This is a genomic window from Arthrobacter sp. MDT2-16, assembly GCF_054510925.1.
Genome location: NZ_JBTNDP010000001.1, coordinates 796,119 through 815,267 on the forward strand (window position 1 = coordinate 796,119; position 19,149 = coordinate 815,267).

General features: G+C 61.9%; 14 protein-coding genes. 2 read left to right on the forward strand and 12 right to left on the reverse strand.

Annotated elements, in window-relative coordinates; translation table 11 throughout:
* The first annotated feature begins 337 nt into the window (after nucleotides 1-337).
* Nucleotides 338-1,279, forward strand: a complete 942-nt coding sequence (locus ACX80N_RS03895; RefSeq protein WP_459338348.1) for an aldo/keto reductase — start codon at nucleotides 338-340, stop codon at nucleotides 1,277-1,279.
* 11 nt (nucleotides 1,280-1,290) lie between these two features.
* Here the strand turns inward: ACX80N_RS03895 and ACX80N_RS03900 are convergent, their stop codons facing one another.
* The 8 genes from ACX80N_RS03900 to ACX80N_RS03935 form a co-directional block, all read right to left on the reverse strand.
* Entirely contained in the window at nucleotides 1,291-2,286 is a 996-nt protein-coding gene (locus ACX80N_RS03900; protein WP_459338349.1) for a Gfo/Idh/MocA family protein, read from the reverse strand.
* Between the two features lie 185 nt (nucleotides 2,287-2,471).
* A complete protein-coding gene (locus ACX80N_RS03905; protein ID WP_459338350.1) occupies nucleotides 2,472-4,028 on the reverse strand; it encodes a GH35 family beta-galactosidase in 1,557 nt (518 codons plus the stop codon).
* A gap of 219 nt (nucleotides 4,029-4,247) precedes the next feature.
* Nucleotides 4,248-6,923, reverse strand: a complete 2,676-nt coding sequence (locus tag ACX80N_RS03910) for a glycoside hydrolase family 3 N-terminal domain-containing protein (RefSeq protein ID WP_459338351.1) — start codon at nucleotides 6,921-6,923, stop codon at nucleotides 4,248-4,250.
* 75 nt (nucleotides 6,924-6,998) lie between these two features.
* Complete coding sequence (locus ACX80N_RS03915; RefSeq protein ID WP_459338352.1) at nucleotides 6,999-8,900, reverse strand: glycoside hydrolase family 3 protein; 1,902 nt, start codon at nucleotides 8,898-8,900, stop codon at nucleotides 6,999-7,001.
* 220 nt (nucleotides 8,901-9,120) lie between these two features.
* The gene (locus tag ACX80N_RS03920) at nucleotides 9,121-10,572 is read right to left on the reverse strand and encodes a GH1 family beta-glucosidase (protein ID WP_459338353.1); all 1,452 of its coding nucleotides are present in this window, start codon (nucleotides 10,570-10,572) and stop codon (nucleotides 9,121-9,123) included.
* Nucleotides 10,573-10,788: 216 nt separating this feature from the next.
* Nucleotides 10,789-11,631 (reverse strand): carbohydrate ABC transporter permease, encoded by an 843-nt coding sequence (locus ACX80N_RS03925; RefSeq protein WP_459338354.1) that lies wholly within the window; start codon nucleotides 11,629-11,631, stop codon nucleotides 10,789-10,791.
* On the reverse strand, nucleotides 11,628-12,584 hold the full coding sequence (locus tag ACX80N_RS03930; RefSeq protein WP_459338355.1) for a carbohydrate ABC transporter permease: 957 nt from the start codon (nucleotides 12,582-12,584) through the stop codon (nucleotides 11,628-11,630). Before ACX80N_RS03930 ends, ACX80N_RS03925 begins: the two co-directional genes overlap by 4 nt.
* 81 nt (nucleotides 12,585-12,665) lie before the next feature.
* Nucleotides 12,666-13,949 (reverse strand): extracellular solute-binding protein, encoded by a 1,284-nt coding sequence (locus tag ACX80N_RS03935; protein WP_459338356.1) that lies wholly within the window; start codon nucleotides 13,947-13,949, stop codon nucleotides 12,666-12,668.
* 364 nt (nucleotides 13,950-14,313) lie between these two features.
* Between ACX80N_RS03935 and ACX80N_RS03940 the strand changes: the two genes are divergently transcribed.
* Nucleotides 14,314-14,946, forward strand: coding sequence for a TetR/AcrR family transcriptional regulator (locus tag ACX80N_RS03940; RefSeq protein ID WP_459338357.1), 633 nt, complete (start codon nucleotides 14,314-14,316; stop codon nucleotides 14,944-14,946).
* A 196-nt stretch (nucleotides 14,947-15,142) separates the two neighbouring features.
* Here ACX80N_RS03940 and ACX80N_RS03945 read toward each other — a convergent pair whose 3' ends face one another.
* From ACX80N_RS03945 to ACX80N_RS03960, 4 genes are all read right to left on the reverse strand, one after another.
* On the reverse strand, nucleotides 15,143-15,430 hold the full coding sequence (locus ACX80N_RS03945; protein WP_459338358.1) for a winged helix-turn-helix transcriptional regulator: 288 nt from the start codon (nucleotides 15,428-15,430) through the stop codon (nucleotides 15,143-15,145).
* A complete protein-coding gene (locus ACX80N_RS03950; protein ID WP_459338359.1) occupies nucleotides 15,427-17,229 on the reverse strand; it encodes a family 43 glycosylhydrolase in 1,803 nt (600 codons plus the stop codon). The genes ACX80N_RS03945 and ACX80N_RS03950 overlap by 4 nt, the downstream gene beginning before the upstream one ends.
* Nucleotides 17,230-17,285: 56 nt before the next feature.
* Complete coding sequence (locus ACX80N_RS03955) at nucleotides 17,286-18,632, reverse strand: MFS transporter (RefSeq protein ID WP_459338360.1); 1,347 nt, start codon at nucleotides 18,630-18,632, stop codon at nucleotides 17,286-17,288.
* Nucleotides 18,633-18,918: 286 nt separating this feature from the next.
* Nucleotides 18,919-19,125: a hypothetical protein gene (locus ACX80N_RS03960; protein ID WP_459338361.1), complete on the reverse strand. Its 207-nt coding sequence runs from the start codon at nucleotides 19,123-19,125 to the stop codon at nucleotides 18,919-18,921.
* Between the last annotated feature and the right edge of the window lie 24 nt (nucleotides 19,126-19,149).

The window sequence follows — 19,149 nt, forward strand, 5'->3', positions numbered from 1 at the left end:
ATCCTCAGCGTCGGCGAGACTGGCACGGCGCAGCCGGGGGTGTCCCTCCTATCCGGTAGGAGAATCCGGAGGCGCCACGTGCGACCGTCGACATCGCGGTCCGTCCCCCGACGGACGACCGGTGCCTGGCACCTGAACCGGAGTCCTTCTTTGCTCGCCCACCGTGTCGACAAGAGCGCGGTGAGGGCATCGCCTGAGGAGAACGCAGTAGTCATTCAGTCCCGCCGCAGGGTAGCGCTGAGTGCACCAACGGCGACAACATGGCCCCCACTTCAACAAGGAGATCCTTACCAATGAGCGACTTCCAGGGCCCCCGACGGTCACACCATCTGGCAGGATGTTGCGCGAGTTACTCATTGGCACCACGATGAGAGCTCCGTCCGCACTGACTATCGGGGCCTCCAACTTCGGTCGGGGCACGAGCCCGCAGTCGGATGGTGAGGCGAAGGCCATTAGCCTCGCTGAGGCATCACTCACCGCAGGGCACGCGTACCTCGACACTTCGAACAACTATGCTGACGGGCGGTCAGAGGCAGTCATCGGTCAGGCCATCCAGAGGCTAGGCGATCGACTCTCGACAGAGGTCATTACTAAGGTTGATCCTGACCCGATAAGCGGCCGGTTCGACCGGGACCGGGTCCTGGCCTCGTTCGAGGAGAGCCTCAGCAGACTCGGCGTCGACCGGTTACCTCTCCTACACCTTCACGACCCTGACATGCTGACCATGGCCCAGGCTTTGGGGCGGCGAGGAGTTGTGGAGGGCCTGGTGGAACTGCGGTCTTCCGGTGCTGTTGATGCCATCGGCGTCGCTGGCGGATCCGTGCCGATGATGTCCGCATACCTGGCCACAGGAGAATTCGACGCAGTTCTCTGCCACAACCGGTACACCCTGATCGATCAGAGCGCAGAGGTCCTCTTCACAGAAGCCCGGCAGCGGAACATGACCATTTTCAACGCCGCTCCCTTCGGAGCAGGCATCCTATCTACCGGTGCGCAGCCGAACGCTCGCTACGCATACCAATCAGCGGATGAGAAGCTCACGTCCTGGGTCCAACAAGTTGAAATTCTCTGCGCTGAGCTACAGGTGACGCTGCCTGCTGTAGCCCTGGCCTTCTCCCTGAAGAGCCCGCTGATCGATTCCACCGTTGTCGGGGCCTCCTCGGTAGAACGAATCGCCGATCTGACCCGTCTCAGTCAGGAAGTTATCCCTGACCAGTTCTGGGACCAACTCACCGCCTTGGGCCCCGCCCCGTCACCGGTTCTCGACCCACCCCTTTGATTCAGTTCGCTCTACGCTGCGCTCTGGCGCGGTACCATCCCTGCAGCCTGGTAAATGTCATCAATCAGTCGCATGCTGATGATTGCTTCGTCAGGGCCCGTCATGTTCGTATCTTTCCCCTGAATTGCAGCGACGAAGGCACGCAGCTGGTAGTCATAGCTCGCTATTCGAGACGTGGTCTCGGTGTAGCGATCAGTGGCGGTTCGAACATGAATCCGCGCCCCTGTTTGAGGATGAAAGGGGCGACTGACCTTCATCGAACCCTGATCACCACTGATGCGCAGGTGCATCTGAAAGACGCGGTGGGACCACATCGAGCTTTGCACTGTCGCCAGAGTGCCATCCGGGAATCCCAGCGAGGCGGTCATCGAGCGGTCAACACCATCGCGCACCAAGGCGAAGGCATCACGAATGACAGGAACCGAGCCCAGGACATCGCGCAGCATCCGTAGGGGGTAGCAGCCCAGGTCCATCAGAGATCCTCCCCCCAACTTCTCGTTCCACCGGATGTTCTTACCGGGGGGAATTGGAACGCAAAAGGACGCATGTGCGCGAAGATTGCCGCCCAGAACACCAGACCGAAGTATCCGTCGTACCTGTCCAACCAGAGGGTGATACGTGGCGTGATGCGCCTCCATGACGACCAGACCGCTGCGCCGAGCCGCTTCCGCAACCAGTGCCGCCTCTTCGGCATTGGCACTGAAGGGCTTTTCGACCAGCACATGCTTACCAGCCTCCAGTGCAGCCAGCGTCCACCTGCCGTGTAATGCAGCTGGTAGGGGTATGTAAACGGCGTCGAGGGAGGAGTCTTCGAGCAGGGCCTCATAGCCGGCATAGGTTGTAGCTATCCCGTGCTTATGTCCAGCCTGCTGCGCCCGAGTTGCATCCCTAGCTGCGATCGCTGCGACCTCGACCCCTGCTGTCCGGCGCGCGGGACGAACGAGCGCATGCCCAACGATAGCCGCTGCACCCAGAACGCCGATCCTCAGTGGTTCCGACGAAGCCATCTCCTATGTTCCTTTGCTCGATGAATCTGGGTCCAGCCCTCAATCGGGCGGTGCAGTGACGTTATGAACGCCTCAGTTACCGCGCCCCTGGGGATGGAATGAAAGATCCTCTTGATCGCTGTCAGGAGAACTCCGCACGGGAAGGGAACAACCGTCCTGGAAAAAAGCCTGCCTGACTGGTGAGCTCAGTAGCTATAGGTTTTGAACCGGACAATTCCTGCATCAGGTATCTTGGTCGGAATCAAACGATCCGGGAGGACCGGTGTTCCGAGGAATGGAAATGGAACGAGCGTGCCCGAGGATGTTTCGTCACCGTTGAGGCGGCGAGTAACCTCGAACCTTCCGTCCTCGAGTGTGTACTCCTCGGCGGACAGAATCGACACCTGCCGACCCTCGGTGGCTATCGGCGTCACCCAGAATCCACGGCCCAGGATAAAAGCGCCATCGCCGTCCTCTATGGCGATCCCGTATCCAGGGTAGACCGGTTCACTTGGGACCCACTCCGACTGGGTGTCCACCTGCAGCGAAGCGTTAGCGAAGGTCAATGTAACCGAAGGGCTCTGATGGTTCAGGACGAACCCCTGCATCGTCGCTTGCGGGTTTTTGCTGAGAATGTGCCCGGCCGCGGACAGCAGGTAGAAGGCATCCTTCAAAGCCGTGCTGCTGTCCGCGGTGGGGTCCATGCTGTCGACTCCGAAGGGAGAGACTCCGAGAGCACGGTGGGTACCCACTGCGCTAAACATTTGCGCGATGCCTTCAGCGTCGGCGCGCAGTTCGGGTATGAACAGGCGCCCGCGTCGGCCTGCATAGTCGGCCAGCATGGCTTCGGCCTCGTCGACATACATGTCCGGTGCGAGGAAATCGATGGCTGGCGCCAGGGCTTCCCAGATCGCGGCCACCCGCAGGACAGGTCCTCCACTGGGGTAAGCTCCTGGCGCTTTGCCGCCGGCGACAGCAACAGGCCCGTCCAAGGCACTATCAGCGTCCAGCCAGGCGTTGACGAACAGCGGGACGTCGAGCTCGCGCTTGCCGGCCTCGGCAATGGCCTCCACATAGGTCGCATAGGACGCCGCCATGAAGGCTTCATCGGTACGCTCACTAGCGCCGAAGACGTGGTGCCAACTTCCTTCGGACCTGGAACCGGCGTCCAACCAATCCTGATGGAGCGGCATCGTGGTGTCGCCTGCTACGGCGGCAATAACGCCGGCCGGAACGTCCTGGACGAAAGCTGCATCGGCCAAGGCGCTATGGTCCCGAGCGGCACCGAGAAGCCCGATCTCGTTTTCCACCTGGACCATGAGGACGGTCCCGTCAGTATCAATCTCCTTGATACGGCGCATGAGCGCCTGAAAGGCCCGGGAGTCTGCATTCCTGGACTCTGAACTGAAGGGTGAGAGATGCTCCACAGGGCGCCCCTCCGGTAGAACCGCGCGAGGGAATCGTGCCTGGTCGGTTTTCACCCACGCGGGGGCGTAGGTCGATGCGGCGTTCTTCCAGGACCCGAACCAGAGCGGGATGAGGTGAAGTCCCAGTTGCCGTGCCGTGGTGACCATCGCATCCACCAGGGTGAAATCGAAGCAATTCTCTTCTGGTTCGAAAAGGTCCCACGCCACCGGAGCGAGGACCGTGTTGGCCCCCAAGTCGCGCACAGTGCCGAAGGACCGGGAAATGGTTTGGACGCTGCTGGAACTCGAGTTGTGTACTTCAGATCCGACGATCAGAAACGGCTTGCCGCCAGACACGGCGTAGGGTCCGTCCCACTGCGAGGACGCCGGGGTAGAGGCTGGAGTGGAAGTTTGAGGGGTGGGCGTCGTCACGTGGAAACTCCTAGGGGCGCAGACATCGCGGGTATGGCGTGGACCCCGCCAGCTGCATCTATCAGCACCGCTGGCGGGATCCTTCAGGTTCGATTGAGTGGTTCGCTGAGTGGTTTGGGTGTGCTGGTGGTCCTACCGGCGACGTCAGGACGAACGGTCGGATGCACTGATAACTTCATCTACCCGGACGAGGAGCTCGGCAGGCAGTGTGTCAGGTAGTGCTCCTTTGCTGTAGCCGACCATTTGCGTCAGGGTAAGGCCGGCCGCGGCGTCCATGGATTCCTCGTCAACGCCGCCGAGCGCATCCTGCAGGACGTTCCGTCCTACCGGGTGGGCGAACCACTCCCCTACCGTGCTGTGCTCCGTGAGGGTAGGCAGGTCGACGTCACCGCGTGAGTCCGCCTGCTGAGCTGACGCGAAAGCGAAATCCATTTTCTCGAGGCGGACCCGGCTCGACAGTGCGCGCTGGGTGCCAGGTGCGTATACCTTCCCCACCAGTACCACCTCGTTGCTCAGCCGTGTGTCAGCAGATGATGCACCGATGAAGAACTTGATACGGCCCGGCTCAACGACCCAGCCCTCGTTCGTGTCCCACAGAGCGAACAGGTCGGTGGGAACCTCGACGACGATGCGCGTCTGCTCCCCCGGTTCGAGGTGTACCCGATGAAAACCGACGAGGGTCCTGGCGGGACGGACGGTCCGGCCGTGGAGGTCACGACCGTATACCTGCACCACCTCATCGCCTGCCTTGCTGCCCGTGTTCGTCACTGTGAAGGCGAGACGGATCGTGTCGTCCGCAGGGACCTGCACCCTCTCGAAGGCAAGGTCACTGTAGTCAAAGGACGTGTAGCTGAGCCCGTGTCCGAAGGGGTACAGGGCGCGCACCGACCCATCCACGTATGCCGGACCCTGAAGCGTCCGGCCGTAGGGCACCGGTGCCGCCCCCGGACTCTCGAGCATGGCGATGGGCAACCGACCGGCGGGGTTCGTATCGCCGAAGAGAGCGCCGGCTACAGCGTGTCCGGCTTCTTCCCCGCCGAACCAGGAGGTGAGGATCGCGGGTACCATGTCCGCCATCCAGTGCAGCGCGAAGGGACGCCCGTGGCTCAGCACGACAATAGTTGGGGTGCCCGTCGCTACCACCGCTTCGACGAGTTCACGTTGTACCCCCGGCAGGTCAAGTGTGCTGCTGTCCAGTCCCTCGCCTACCGTGCCAAGGCTGTTGATACCTGACTGGTCACCGACAACGACGATGGCAATCTCAGCTGATTGTGCTGCAGACACTGCTTCCTGGAACCCGGACCGATCATCGCTGGCGATCAGGCTTCCCGGCGCATAGGAGACCTCGACTTCTTTGCCAGCGCGGGCGCGAATGCCCTCCAGGAACGTCACGATCGGAACTGATTCAACGAGCAGACGTGCATCGTCGGGGCCTGCTCCTGCAAGGTCATCCGAGTCCGCTGCACGCGATTCGGGGTCATTGGCGGCAGCGAAAAGTGTCGTCATGCTGTCCAACACGTGATAGCTGTAGTGGCCGAGCTGCCCGAGAGGGCGATCGGCGTTCGGTCCGATGACTGCAATGGACCGGACATCCGGTGCCAGGGGAAGCAGCGGCTGACCCTCGACGGGCTTGTTCTGCAGGAGCACGATCGACTCGTCGGCGATGGTGCGCGCGAGTTCCCGCGCCGATGCCGTATCCAGGATCGAAGGCACATCATCGATGTCGACGTAGGGCCTGTCGAACAGTCCTAACTGGAACTTGGTGCGTAGAACGTTGGAGACGGCACGATCAAGGTCCGCTTCGGGCAGCAGGCCCGAGTCGAGGGCCTCCTCGAACCGGTCAGAGGACACCCGGTTGTCGAGGTCCACGTCGATGCCGGCATGGATGGCCTGCGCGTATGCGGCGGGAAGAGACTCTGCTGTTCCGTGCTTGGTGTGGAGCTGCGGGACGGCACCAAGATCGGAAATCACCAGACCCGAGAAGCCGAAGTCATCCCGGAGCAGGCCGGTGAGCAGGTCATGGCTACCTGAGACGGGAATGCCGTCGAGGTCGTTGTAGGACGGCATGACGCCACGGGCGCCTCCGTCGCGGATGGCCATCTCGAAGGAGCGGCCATGAACCTCACGCAATGCCCGCTGACCGATGTTTGCACTCTCCGTGTTTCGCCCCCCGTCACTGGCCCCATAGCCGATGAAGTGTTTGAGCGTCGCCACCACAGGGGTCCCGGGAACAGCGTTCTGCAGCCCATAAACGAACGCGGATGAGATCCGTCCGACGAGGTACGGCTCCTCGCCATAGGTCTCGCTCACCCGGCCCCAGCGGGGATCCCGTGCGACGTCGGCGAGGGGAGACAGGGCCTGCCGGGCTCCGACCGCCACCATCTGAGCGCCGATCACACGACCCATCTGTTCGATCAAATTCGGATTCCAGGTCGATGCCTGGGCAATCGCTTCGGGGAACATGGTGGCGTCACGCACCTTGAAACCGACCAGAGCCTCTTCGGCGAAGAGCACCGGAATCCCCAGACGGGTGTCTTCGATGTGCTTGCGCTGCAGCTCATTGGCTCGTCGTGCTGTCTCGGGCGGTGAGAGGTGCAGCGAGCACAGCCCGGCCGTCACGACGCCCCACCCGGCTGGCGGCGGCGTATGGGTGTCCACCATCGACCCGAAAGGGGAGATGATCTGCGCGACTTTCTCCTCGCGCGTCATGCGTCGCAGCAGGTCGAGAACCCGCTCCCCCACCGGACGCGACGGATCGCGATAAGGGGTCTCGGGTGAAGGGTTGGAATGTGAAGATGCGTCCTGCGTGCTTTTGGTCATCATTGTCCTTCTTCATCGTCGTCCTGGAGGGAGAAAAGAGGGGTGCCTCACTCCAGAAGGGAAAATTGACGCGCGTCAATTCCGATTATATCCACCGTCATAGGGTGCTGGGGTGTTCTGGCGAGGGCTAGCGGTGATGCTCTGGCCGTACCCGATCGGGTAGAGGCAATCCTCGGGTCGCAGTCCTGCGTCTTCGGGGACGTTGCGGACTGCCGACATGGAGCGGGGCAGTGAGATAGGGAGTTTGCCTACGGGGTCGACTTCGCCGCTGATTGCTCGTAGGAGGGCGAGGTCCGATACTCCGAAAGTGACGGTCAATGCGGCTGCTAGGGCGGCGATCGGAGTGAGGACGGCCCCGCGGTCCAGTGCAACGTCCACGACCAGGGGGACACGGCGAGCGATCGCTTGGAGCCTGTAGATCAGTCCGGGAGGGAACTCAAGACTCCCCTGATGGAAGTAGGACTCAAGGAACAGGTCATCCCGTGGCTCGAAGGGGGCATCGATCCGGATGATTGCGATATCCGCGTCCTCGGGCTCGGAGACCCTTTCCCCGAACCCTGCGATGACATCAGGGTCGACCCCTTCCGTGTACAGCCGGAGCCCTCGCGGAAGCGGAAGCGTCGGAGACATTCCGGACGGTTTGTTCTCGAGGATCGTGACCGATCGGGACTGGGCCAGGAGACCGGCTGCACGGTGCGCTGAGGCCCCTACGATCCGATCAGCCTCGTCCTCGTCGACGAAAGGATCGTCGAACAGACCCAACTCGAATTTGACCCGCAGGATCCGGTGAGCTGAGGTATCGAGGCGTGACTCCGGGATGAGGCCTTCCGCCACCAGGTCCTCGAGAAGCTCGACGCATTCCTCGCCGCCGAACTGGTCGGCGCCGGCTTCGAGGATCCGCAGCATGCGCGCACGGGCGTCGAGTTCTTCGACGCCCCAGGCCCGTGCCGGTAGGACCTGCGTACCCACGACGTTGTCGTTGACGAGTTCCCAGTCCGTGACGACGACGCCATCGAAGCCGAGTTCGCCGCGCAAGAGATCCGTGAGGATCTGGCGGTTGTAGCCGAAACCGACTTCCTCCACAGGCTGGCCGTTGAGCTCCAATGCCACCGGCATACCGTAGTAGGGCATGATCGCAGCGGTGCCGGCATCGATGGCGGTCCGGAACGGGGCAAGGTGTTCCTCGAACAGGCCCGCGGGATAAATCTGTTCCCGACCGTAGGGGAAGTGCGCGTCTTCGCCGTCTTTCTGCGGGCCCGCCCCTGGAAAGTGCTTTGCCGTACAACTCACGCTAGTCCGGCCAAGTGACGAGCCCTGAAAGCCGGAGATGTACGCAGCGGTATGGGCCGAGACTTTCGACGCGTCGGCACCGAAAGTCTGGAGTTGCCGACCCCACCGGGGTTCTGTGGCCAGGTCGATCTGGGGGTGGAGTGCGGACCGGATTCCTACGGCCAGGTACTCCCTGCGCGCGACAAGGGCGAACGTGCGAGTTGTCTCTACTTCATCGATGGCCGCCAACCCCAGCCCGTCCGGCCACTGCGAGAACTGACCGCCTGAGAAGCCGACACCGACGTTGTCGGCGAAGGCGTGTCGAGGATCTGTCGAAATCGTGACAGGAATCCCATGAGGTGTCGCTTCTGCAAGGTGCTGCAGGGCGTTGTTCCAGCGCGCCGCGCATCGGGCGTCATCCAATCCGTGCACGTTGAAGTGGTTCATGTTCTTGCCGAGGACAACGGTGGAGGTAGGAGATTTGCTGATCCGACCGGGGCTTTCCAGCAGGGCGCCCTGCTCGCCGGCTTCGATCACGGTCTGGAACATCAGACCCGCCTTCTCGTGCACCGACAGTCGCGCCAGCAGATCCGCGGTGCGCTCCTCGGGGCTTCTGCGCGGGTCCTCGTACAGGTCCATCTGCCCGTTCCCGTTGAGGTCGCGGTATTGGGTTCCGTCTGGTGCTTTCGAGAGCTGCAGGGAGGTCATGTCATCTTCTTGCGTTAGTGATGGGATACGGCACTAGCGGTCGGCAGGGAAAACCGACCTGGAGAACCTCTTCACCCGGACGCTACTGCCGACGACAGCAGGTTCCTGCTGCATAGGGGTGGGGTTCTGATGGCGAGGGTGTGCAGTGCGGCGTTCCGCGCCGGTCAATGTGTCCTTACCGACGACACGCTTTTTGTCCGGTGGAGGAGCACAGGCCAAATCAGACCAGTTCGTTCGCCGGCAGTGGTTGGAGGCCCGGCACCGAGCGGGTCCTGCACAGCTCCGAAAGCCAGGCTGAGCTCAGCTTGGGGGTGCGCACGAGGGTGTCGTAGTCGACGCGGACGACCCCGAAACGGGGCCCGTACCCTTCGGCCCATTCGAAGTTGTCCAGTAGCGACCAGACGAGGTATCCGACGACGTTGGCGCCGCGCTCTCTCGCGGCAAGGGTGGCGGAGAGGTGATCGATCAGGAATTGGGTTCGGTTTCGGTCGTTGACGACCAGGACGCCGTCGATTTCTTCCACGATGTCGTCGAATGCGGCGCCGTTTTCCATGACCATGATCGGCAGGCCTGGAAAGTCTGCTGACAGGGCCACCAGGTGGTCCTCGAGTCCCCGTGGTTCTACGCCCCAGTCCATGGCCGTGCGTCCCAATTCACCCCGACGCACCATGCGTACTCGTTCGGAACCCGGGAAGGGTGTACCTCCCGTGCTCTCAGTGCCCGCGACGAAGTCAGGGTTCGACTGGACATGCATGACTTCGTAGTAGTTGACCCCGAGCAGGTCTATGGGCTGGTGGCAAATCTCCAGGTCACCTGGGAGAACGAAGGCCCAATCGGTCAGGTGGCGGGTGTCGTTGAGCAGGTCCGCCGGGTACTCCCCTCGCAGGACAGGGCCGGTGAAGGCGCGATTCGCAACGGCGTCGAACAGTCGCACAGCCTCGGCGTCCTCGGGTGTTTCGCCCTCGACTCGGAAGATGTTGAGCACGATGGATACTTCCGCGGCTGCGTGGGTGACGGTTCGGCGCAGTGCTTGAACGCCCAGTCCGTGGGCGAGGTTCAGGTGGTGGACTGCACGAAGCGCGTCGGTGTGATTCTTTACGCCTGGGGCAAAAGCACCGTTCCCATATCCGGCATAGGAGTTGTTCCAAGGCTCGTTGTGGGTTGACCATCGTGCAACACGGCTGCCGAGAGCAGCACCGACGATCTCGGCGTAACGCTCGAAGGCGTAGGCCGTTTCCCGTCCCCGCCATCCGCCGTACTTGTCCTCCAGAGCCTGTGGAAGGTCCCAGTGGTTGAGCGTGATGATCGGCTCGATGCCCCGGTGAAGGAGGCCGTCAACGAGGGTGGAGTAGAAGGCCAGCCCCTCATCATTGACCTTCCCCTCGCCTGTGGGCATGACGCGGGACCAGGAGATGGAGAATCGATAGGCCTGCAAGTGCAGCGCCGCCATGAGGTCAAGGTCCTCCTCAGTGCGGTGGAAATGGTCGGCGGCAGTGTCACCGGTGGCTCCGCCGGCAGTCGTCCCCGGGGTGTGGCTGAAGGTGTCCCAAATGGACGGGCCGCGCCCTCCCTCGTTCGCTCCACCTTCGATCTGGTAGGCGGCAGTAGCGGCGCCGAGCATGAAGTCCTCAGGCAGAGTTTTGGTGCCAGGGACAAAGGCATCGTGATACATGGAAGAACTTTCTGTTGTCATCTGTGGTCAGTCGTAATCAGCCGGTCGATGAGTTTGGCGAACGCAGGTGTTGCGCCTGGTGCGCTCAGCGCCCTATGCGCCGTCGTGGTCACAAGGCAACTGCTGAGCGTTAGTGGCTGCTTGCGATCGAGCCGGCCCCGAACTACCGTGTGGTCGCGTCCTGGCGGTGCCGGCTGAACCCGGTAAGTGCAGGTACTAGCCCTTGAGTGCGCCTGAATTCAGGCCCTGGACAAGGTATCTCTCGGCGACGACGTAGCCGAGCAGCGTCGGAATGATCGACAGGACGGTATAGGTGAGAATCGACGCTGTATCGAACGCGTAGGTACCGGAGAACTGGGCGAGACCCAGGGGCAGAGTCCAGTTCTCCTGGGACGTGAGCAGCAGCAGGGGTAGGAGGTACCCGTTCCAGCTGCCCACGAAGGTCAGCACGCCGAGCGTCATCAATGCCGGTACCGACATGGGGATGAGGACCTTGAGGAAAAACTGTATGTGCCCGGCCCCATCGAGGGTGGCGGCTTCTTCGAGTTCGCGGGGGATCCCCTGGAAGAAGGGGCGAAGGATGACGATACCGATTGGAATGCCGAAGGCTACCTGAGGCAAGGCGACGCCGATGGGTGTGTTGAGCAGGTCAAGCTGCCGCAGGAGCAGGTACAGCGGTGTGATGGCGACGGCGGCAGGAAAGAGCAGGCCCAGGGTGATGAAGGCGTAGACGGCTTCCCGGCCGCGGAACTGAAATCGGGCCAGCGGATACGCTGCCAGTGACGCTGTAATGAGCATGATGGCCACGGTCAGAACCGCGATGACAATGCTGTTGAACAGTGGCCGCCAGAACAGGTCACCCCCAAGGATGGTGGAGTAGTTCTCGAACGTCGCAGGCAAGGGGAGTCCGAGTGGATTCGCGGCGATCTGCCCGGTCGTCCGCAAACTTCCCGAGATGGCGTAGAGGAACGGTATGAGAGTTACTACTGCTGCGAGGATCAGGACGACGTAGCCGACTGGGCCGCGTCTGTCGTGATGTGTTCCACGTGTCCGGCTCATCGTTTTCCACCCTTCGGGTCGGCTTCGTTGTCACGGGAGAGGATCAGCCGCTGGTACGCCATCGCTGTGGCGAAGGCGATGACGGAGATGGTGACTGCGACGGCGCTTGCATAGCCGTACTGGTAGTTCTGCAGTCCGCCGACGACCATGTAGGACACGACGGTGGAGGACGCTCCAACCGGCCCGCCCTTGGTCATGACCCAGACGAGGTCGAAGACTTGGATGGCTGAGACCATAGCGAGGAAGCCTGCGATCCTGACCGTCGGCGCAATGCCTGGCAGCGTGATGTTCCAGAAGACCTGCCACTTATTGGCGCCATCGATCATGGCGGCTTCGATGCGTTCCACTGGCACGGCCTGCAACCCGGCTAGAAGCAGCAGCGTGTAGAAACCGAAGTATTTCCAGGTCAGTACCCAGATGAGGGAGATCATCACGATGTTCGGGTCCGCTAGCCACAGCTGCGTGGCACTGCTTAGACCGGATGCCTCGAGGGTGTGGTTGATGAGGCCTTCGGGTGCCATCATCAGCTTCCAGAGCACCGCGGCCACGACCTCGGCGATGACGTAGGGGACGAAGAACGCCAAGCGGTAGAAGAGCCGACCGCGGACTCGGCCGGTGAGCAGGGTCGCGATCATCAGGGCGAAGGGAAGCTGAATGAAGAGGGCCGCTAGGACGAACAGGCCGTTGTTGAGCAGTGCCTTGAGGAACCCGGGGTCTTTGAGCAGACGCACATAGTTGTCTACCCCGATGAAGTTGGTGAGTTGTTCGAGGCCGTTCCAGTCATAGAAGCTGTACCGGACCGCCTGAAGGACGGGAACGATGACGAAGAGTACGAAGATGGCAAGGGCAGGAGCGAGCAGGAGAACGGTCAGTCCCCGGGGGGACCGTTGCGCACTGCGGCGACGCGTCGCTTTCGTTCCTGTGGTTGGTGGATCTACAAGTGTGGTGGGCATGTCTAGGATTCCTCGATCCTGCGGCTGAAGTTGCGGGCGCCAGGTAGGGCCGCCGAAAGCGCCCCTACCTGGCGGGTCGTGCTACTGGGCCTTTGCGGCTTCAGCAAGCGCCTTCGAGGCCTCTTCGGGCGTCAGGCTTCGCGCGAAGATTCCCGCGATGTTGTCGTTCATGGCTGTTGCCACGGGCGGTGCCACCGACTGGTCGAGGAAGTTGGTGACGGTGGTCGACGTCTCAAGTGCCTTGGCAATGTTCTTCAGGTTCGGGTCGCTGACGGCCTCTGCCGATCCGAGAGTGACGGGAAGCAGTTCCCCGCCTTCGGCGATCTTTTTGGCGGATTCGGGCGATGAGATGAACTCGAGGAACTCGACTGCTTCCGCAGGAGCGTCCTTGCCAACAGCGAAGCTGTCTGTGCCGCCATAGCCGTCGGTGAGCTCACCCTCACCGCCGGGAACGGTCGGGAAGGGGAACCATCCGAGGTCTTCGCCGAGCCCGACACCGTTCTCGGCGACGGTGGCCATGGATGCTGGTGCCCACTGCCCCATCAGGTCCATTGCGGCCTGCCCGTTGGCCACCAGGCTCGCTTCGCCTCCGGCTTCAGCGAACGGCGCGGCGATGAAACCTTCCTGGAATGCATCGAGATCGAGAAGTTCGTTGATCTTCTCGCCGGCTTCGATGAACATGGGGTCCTCGAAGTTGCCCGAGGCGACGGCCTCGTTCAGCGCGTCTGCTCCACCGATGCGCAGGGCGAGCTGGGAGTAGTAGAACTGCAGCGGGTACTTGTCGAAGCCGGCGACGGCGATCGGGGTAACGCCGCTGTCCTTCAGTGCGGTAATGGCGGCCGTGAACTCTTCCCACGTCTGAGGTGGGGAGTCGATACCGGCCTTGGCGAAGAGCGCCTTGTTGTACCAGAAGCCGGTGAGCCCGGCGTTGTAGGGCACGGCGTAACGCTTCTCGTCGATCGTGACCGCGTCTACCGGCCCTTCAGCGAGTCCGTCGATCCAGGGCTCCGTGGCCTCCGTGATGTCCTGCACAGCACCAGCACTGATCTGGTTCTCGAAACCGGCCCCGGCCCAGGCCTGGAAAAGGTCGGGGACATCGCCGGCTTGGATCCGGGCATCCAAAGCCGGACGGAAGGCGCTGCCATCCTGCACGGTGATATCGACCGTGACCCCTGGGTTCTCTGCTTCGAACTCGTCGGCGAGCTCCTGCCAAATACCACTTCCGGTTTCACCGGTCTGGATGTGCCACCACTCGATGGTGGTACCCGCATTGGCGGTGTCTTCGGACGAGGACGACGAGCAGCCGGCGACACCGAGGCCCAAGCCGAGAACAGCGATCGCTGCAATGCTGCGTTGCATTTTCATAGCGTCAATCTCAATTCATGTGTTGAGGGTTCTGAGTAGCTCACGCGACTCAAGTTATGAGTGGTGGAAGGAGCTCTCTGCTTCTGCTTTGAAGCGGACGAACTTCTGCCGAGCCCTTCGACGGGTGGGATTGCACCCCGTACTGCTCGCTTCCCGGATACGCGATGATCACTCGCGGATTCGACTTCCAGCGACCGTTGGCCCCACTGGCAGGAGACTCTACGGCAAAATTGTTACAGTTGCTACAATTTCTAGAACTTTTGCACTGCCTGTCGTGAACACCAAGGGAGCGGACCAGAATGACGGGTCGCTGCATGCGCGGTTACGGCGTAGACATTGCTTGTGGGAGGGGTACCGTGTGGGCATGAGTACAGTGCAGGAGGTCCCCCGGCGCCGTGGTCCCTATGCCAAATCTGCGCAGCGATCGTCCGACATCATCGATGTCGCGACGAAGGTTTTCGCGACCCACGGCTACCACGGAGGTTCCCTCCGCGATATCGCACGTCAGCTCGAGGTGAGTCTTACCAGCGTCGTCCACCACTTCGGGTCCAAGTACGAGCTGCTCGAAGCAGTCCTTGAGCATGCCGACCATACGGGCAGCAGTGATTTTGAAGCCGACTGCAGGGATTTCGGTGTCATGACCGCGACGATGAGGCGTGTGCGCTCGAACGCCGATCGTCCCGGTCTGCTGCGCCTGCTGGCCACCTTGTCTGCAGAGGCCTCCACGGTGGGGCATCCCGCGCATGAGTGGTTCGTCGATCGGTACCGCCGAAAGAAGAATGATCTCGCCGCGGCATTCGCCTTCGATCAGCGCTCTGGCCGGCTGGATGCCCGGCATGATCCGCATATGCTCAGCGCCCTACTGACAGGCGTTTGGGATGGTCTGCAACTGCAGTGGCTCATCGATCCGACGGTCGATATGGGGGGCTCCATGCGGTCCTTCTTCGAGGGACTCACCCCGGAGGCTGTCGAGCATTTTCCGCCCACCACTGACTGACGGTGTCGCCCACAGGCATCGCTCCTGGTGCATCTGGCGATGCGGATAGTTCGGCCTCGGTAGGTCCTTCCCTAGCCACGTAGGTACCAGTGCAAATCCCCCGGGCCGGGACCGAAGGGGGCGTTGCCCAGGACCGTTTCTTGCATCGTGATCTTGCATCGCGATGGTGAGCTTGCTGCCGTAGCAGGCGCGATCTTCAGGCCTCATTGGACGAAACTGCGGAAACAAGGGTCGCGCGTCGACCCGAACTGATTGTCGGCGCCGTTATGGCTCGTTTCTCGATGACCAATATCCTCACCAGGTTCGAGACGGTCGCTGCCGAGAGGCCTGTCCGGTCGGCGAGCTGGCGTTGCGTGCTGGGTCCGTTGACTTTCAGGTCGTAGGTCAGGGCGTCGAGATTGCGCGCCCTGAGCGCCTGCTGCGAACCCGGACGCTGATCACACAGCCGGTTCTGTTCAACACGTGAGGTGCTGACCGCACTCATGGGTGACCCCCGCTTTTTGCCTCGGTGTGGTGTGTCTGCCCTGCCGGTATGCAAATCGGTTGACCGGGTGTGACTCCACCGGAGTTGTAGGAATCAACGGACACCCAGTACTCCTCGCCAGCTGTGAGCGTGCGAAGCTCGAGCTCGGCCGCCTCCCACACCTGCCATGAGTGGTACAACTTGTCTGGTTGGCGACCGTAACGGACGTTGTACCCTTCGGCGCCATCCGCTGGGGACCACCGGATAAGCGCGCTTCGTGGTTCGGTCCGGGACGCTGACGGAGTGACGATATCGGGCCGTTTGCGGTTGTCCACCCCGAAGACGCGAACACCGCTGACAGCGAGGGCTGCGTTCCATGGCGTAGACAGGCCAGTGATCCGCATGAACTGGAAGACTGATGCGGTTGGAAGAACGACGAGCCTGTGGGGGGCGTCGGAGGCATCGAGGCGCCCGTCGTGCAGGGTCTGCCAGGTCCTTCCGTCCTCAGATCCTTCGAGGAGGTACAGGGTTGGGTGATCCGTCGTGAGGACAGTGCGGAAAGCATCCCGGGATTCATCAGGGTCTCGTAGCGGTCGTTTGGGCTTGTACTGGCGGACGTTGTGGTCGGCAAGACTCACTTGCACTGCATGGACCGTGCGCGGATATTCGAGGTCCAGGGTGAGTGTTTCACCTTCCTGCGACGTGCCAGCGACCCACCACGTGCGGATGTCCTCATTGACGGCAAGCTCAGCCCCGTGACCGGCAAGCGATGAGCTCGCGATAGCGGCGGCCTTGTAGGACTGAAGCATCCACCGCTGCGCGGGTTCCTCCCACGGGTCGATCTTCCCGTCGGGTACGACGAGGGGGTAATCACCGAAGACCTGGTTACAGAAGAGCACCCCATCGGCGTCGAATCCGGCCGGGAAAATGCCGATGCGACGTTCGAAATGGTGGTTGACCGAGACACGCATTGTCGCTGCGTGCCACCAGTTACCGTGCTGGTCCTGGAAAGTACTGCCATGGCCGGCGCCGGTGATGAAGCCACCTGGCTTTGAGGAGAACGGACTGTGCGGGGAGTAGGTGAAGGGCCCCAGGGGTGATTTGCCGGTGTAGTAGCCATCGGCGTAAACGTTGTACTCGGTTCCCGGGCCCGCGTACTGGAGGTAGTAGGTTCCGTCATGTTTTGTGAGCCAGGGCCCTTCAATGAACGGAGCCTGACTGTGGGTACCAAAGAGCCTCGATGACACTTTGTCCTTCAGCGTTGCAGCCGGGCGGACATGGTTGGATTCCCCGGGGCGTTCCCACCCGTGCTGGCCCGGATTGCCGTTCAGAAGGTCCATGGGCTCGCCGACACTCTGGAAGGTATTGCGATCAACCTGCACCCCCCGCAGTGGTTCCTTGTTGGAACATCCCCAATACAGGAAGGTTTGCCCGTCGTCGTCCTGGAACAGGTTGGGATCCCAGTAGGGGAATGCACCTTGAGCGACTTCACGAAACGGATCGGTCAAGGGATTGGTCGATCGGAAGATCGGTGAAGGGCTCTTGCGGCGGGAGGCTGTGACGTAGAGGGAGCCGTCGATCTCCCGCACGTCGGGCGCATAGTCTCCTGCCGGTAGCTGGGGCGCATGAGCGTAGGTCCATGACACCAGATCCGGAGAGTGCCAGAACCCGCCAGACATGGAGCCGAAAAGGTAGAACACGTCGCGGAACAGGACGATCGACGGGTCCGCGGCCTCGCGGAAAACCGCACGCAGTGGTCCTCTGCCAAAGTCTTGGTAGCGATATGGCAGGTCGATGGGGTTACAGATGACGCGTGACATGGAACGTACCTTCCGGTTGTCAGGATCAGTCATGGGTTCTTATTCCTGCCTGCGCGTTACCGCGCACCCTTGACACGCATCGCGGTGATGACAGCACCCAGACTGAGCACGCCTCCGGAGGCGAAGAGGAGTGCGTAGTTCGCTCCTCCATCGCCGACAGCGAGGATTCCGGGAGCGATGGCAGGGCCGATGGCACCCGCAAGGCTGCCCGACAGGTAGTAGATGGCCATCCATTTGCCGTTCTCGTCATCCTTCGGCAGGACGTCCGCGGCGAGGGCGAGGTCGACGGAGTTGAAGGCGCCGATACCAGCGGCGAGGACAAGGCCGGCGAGAGCATAGGAGAGGAAGTCGTACGAGAACGCCACGCCGATCGAACCGGCCGCGATCATGGAGGCAGCGATGTAGATGAAGGGTTTGCGGCGTCGCAATTTGTCGGAGAGGTAACCGCCGCCGATCGTGAAGAGGATGGTGCCCAGCAGGCTGAATCCGCCGACGACTGCCAGCTGGCGGCCGGCTGTTTCTGCCGTGTAACCCATCCGGTCGAGCAGGAAGTAGAACTGGTACGTCCCAAAGAAGGCGTAGCCGAACTGGAGGCAGAACTTGCCCAACCAGACCCAGGCGAAATCCTTGTGCTTGCGAGGATCGAAGGCGAGACTCCGGAAGATGTCGAACAGCGACCCGACGCGAGCGTCACTTGAGGCTGGCGCGTCAGGGACGGTGAAGCACCAGAGAGTCACAGCCACGGCAAGGACGGCAACTGGTGCCAGGAAGAGCAGAAGCAGATTCCCGGTCAGGAAGCTGCCGACGAGAGTTGCGGCGACGCCAGCGATGGACGCCGCGACACCATTGAGAGCGCCGAGCTTGCCTCGCTGGGAATCCGGAACACGCTCAGCAAGCGTGGGGTTCAGGGCAGCACTGATTGCGCCTCCGCCAAGCTGGGCAATGAGCCAACCAATCAGTACGATCCAGAGATTCGGCGCCAGGGCGATGGTAGCGGCGCTTACGAGGGCCAGTACCAGCCCCATGACGAGGTATGGCCGTCGGCGCCCCCACCGCAGGCGTGTTGCGTCGCTGATCACACCGAAGATCGGCCCGGTGACGAGAGATACGAGCGCTCCGACGCCCGTGAGCAGCCCCAGGCTCGTTTCCTTCATCGTCGGATCGAGCAACTGCACCTTGTAGGCGAGGCTGAACAGTGACGGCATAAACAACACGAGGAAGAAGGCAAAGTAGGTGAAGGTGTATGTGAGGGTGAACCATGCGTTCACGCGAGGAATGGTCGGTGACTGCCGAGCATCATCCAGGTCAAGAATTTCCACGTCATGAGAGACGGGCACCTGCGGCGTACTTGTGGGAAGGACACGAGACGACAGCGGCGTAACGTACTCAGGTTTTTCTTCCATGACAGCTCCATTGGCATCGGTGGGGTCGAACGGTCTGGCGCCCCTAGCGGTCTATAGGACCACGGTATTTGACGCGCGTCAATGCATGAGGTTCCAAGACTTACGAGCACCCAGTACCCCGTCCGGTCGGATTGCGGGATTCAGGGTGAGTTCATTGGGCGCGGCGGTCGGCCCCACGCTAGGCGGGCCGGGGGCGGCAAGCTACATGTATGAGCATGGGAACTATTGACGCGCGTCAAACCGTGCGGTTATCTGGATATGCATCTAGGGAAGTGCCGTTCGGAAGTCATTGCTGACTCGACGTGCCGGCAGCAACAGACGTCGACGCGTCGAGGTCCCAGGACATCAAGTGGAGTATCAGGAACTTAGCTGACGGCCTGTCCAGGGCTTCGAGCTTCTGGCGGAAGACGCCGGAGGCTTCCGCGAAGGTTTTCGGCGGCAGCTGTGTCGACGTGTTCAGCACTTCCTCCTGCGATGTTTTTGCTGCACCCACGCCTTCCGGGGCCCGTCGATGAAG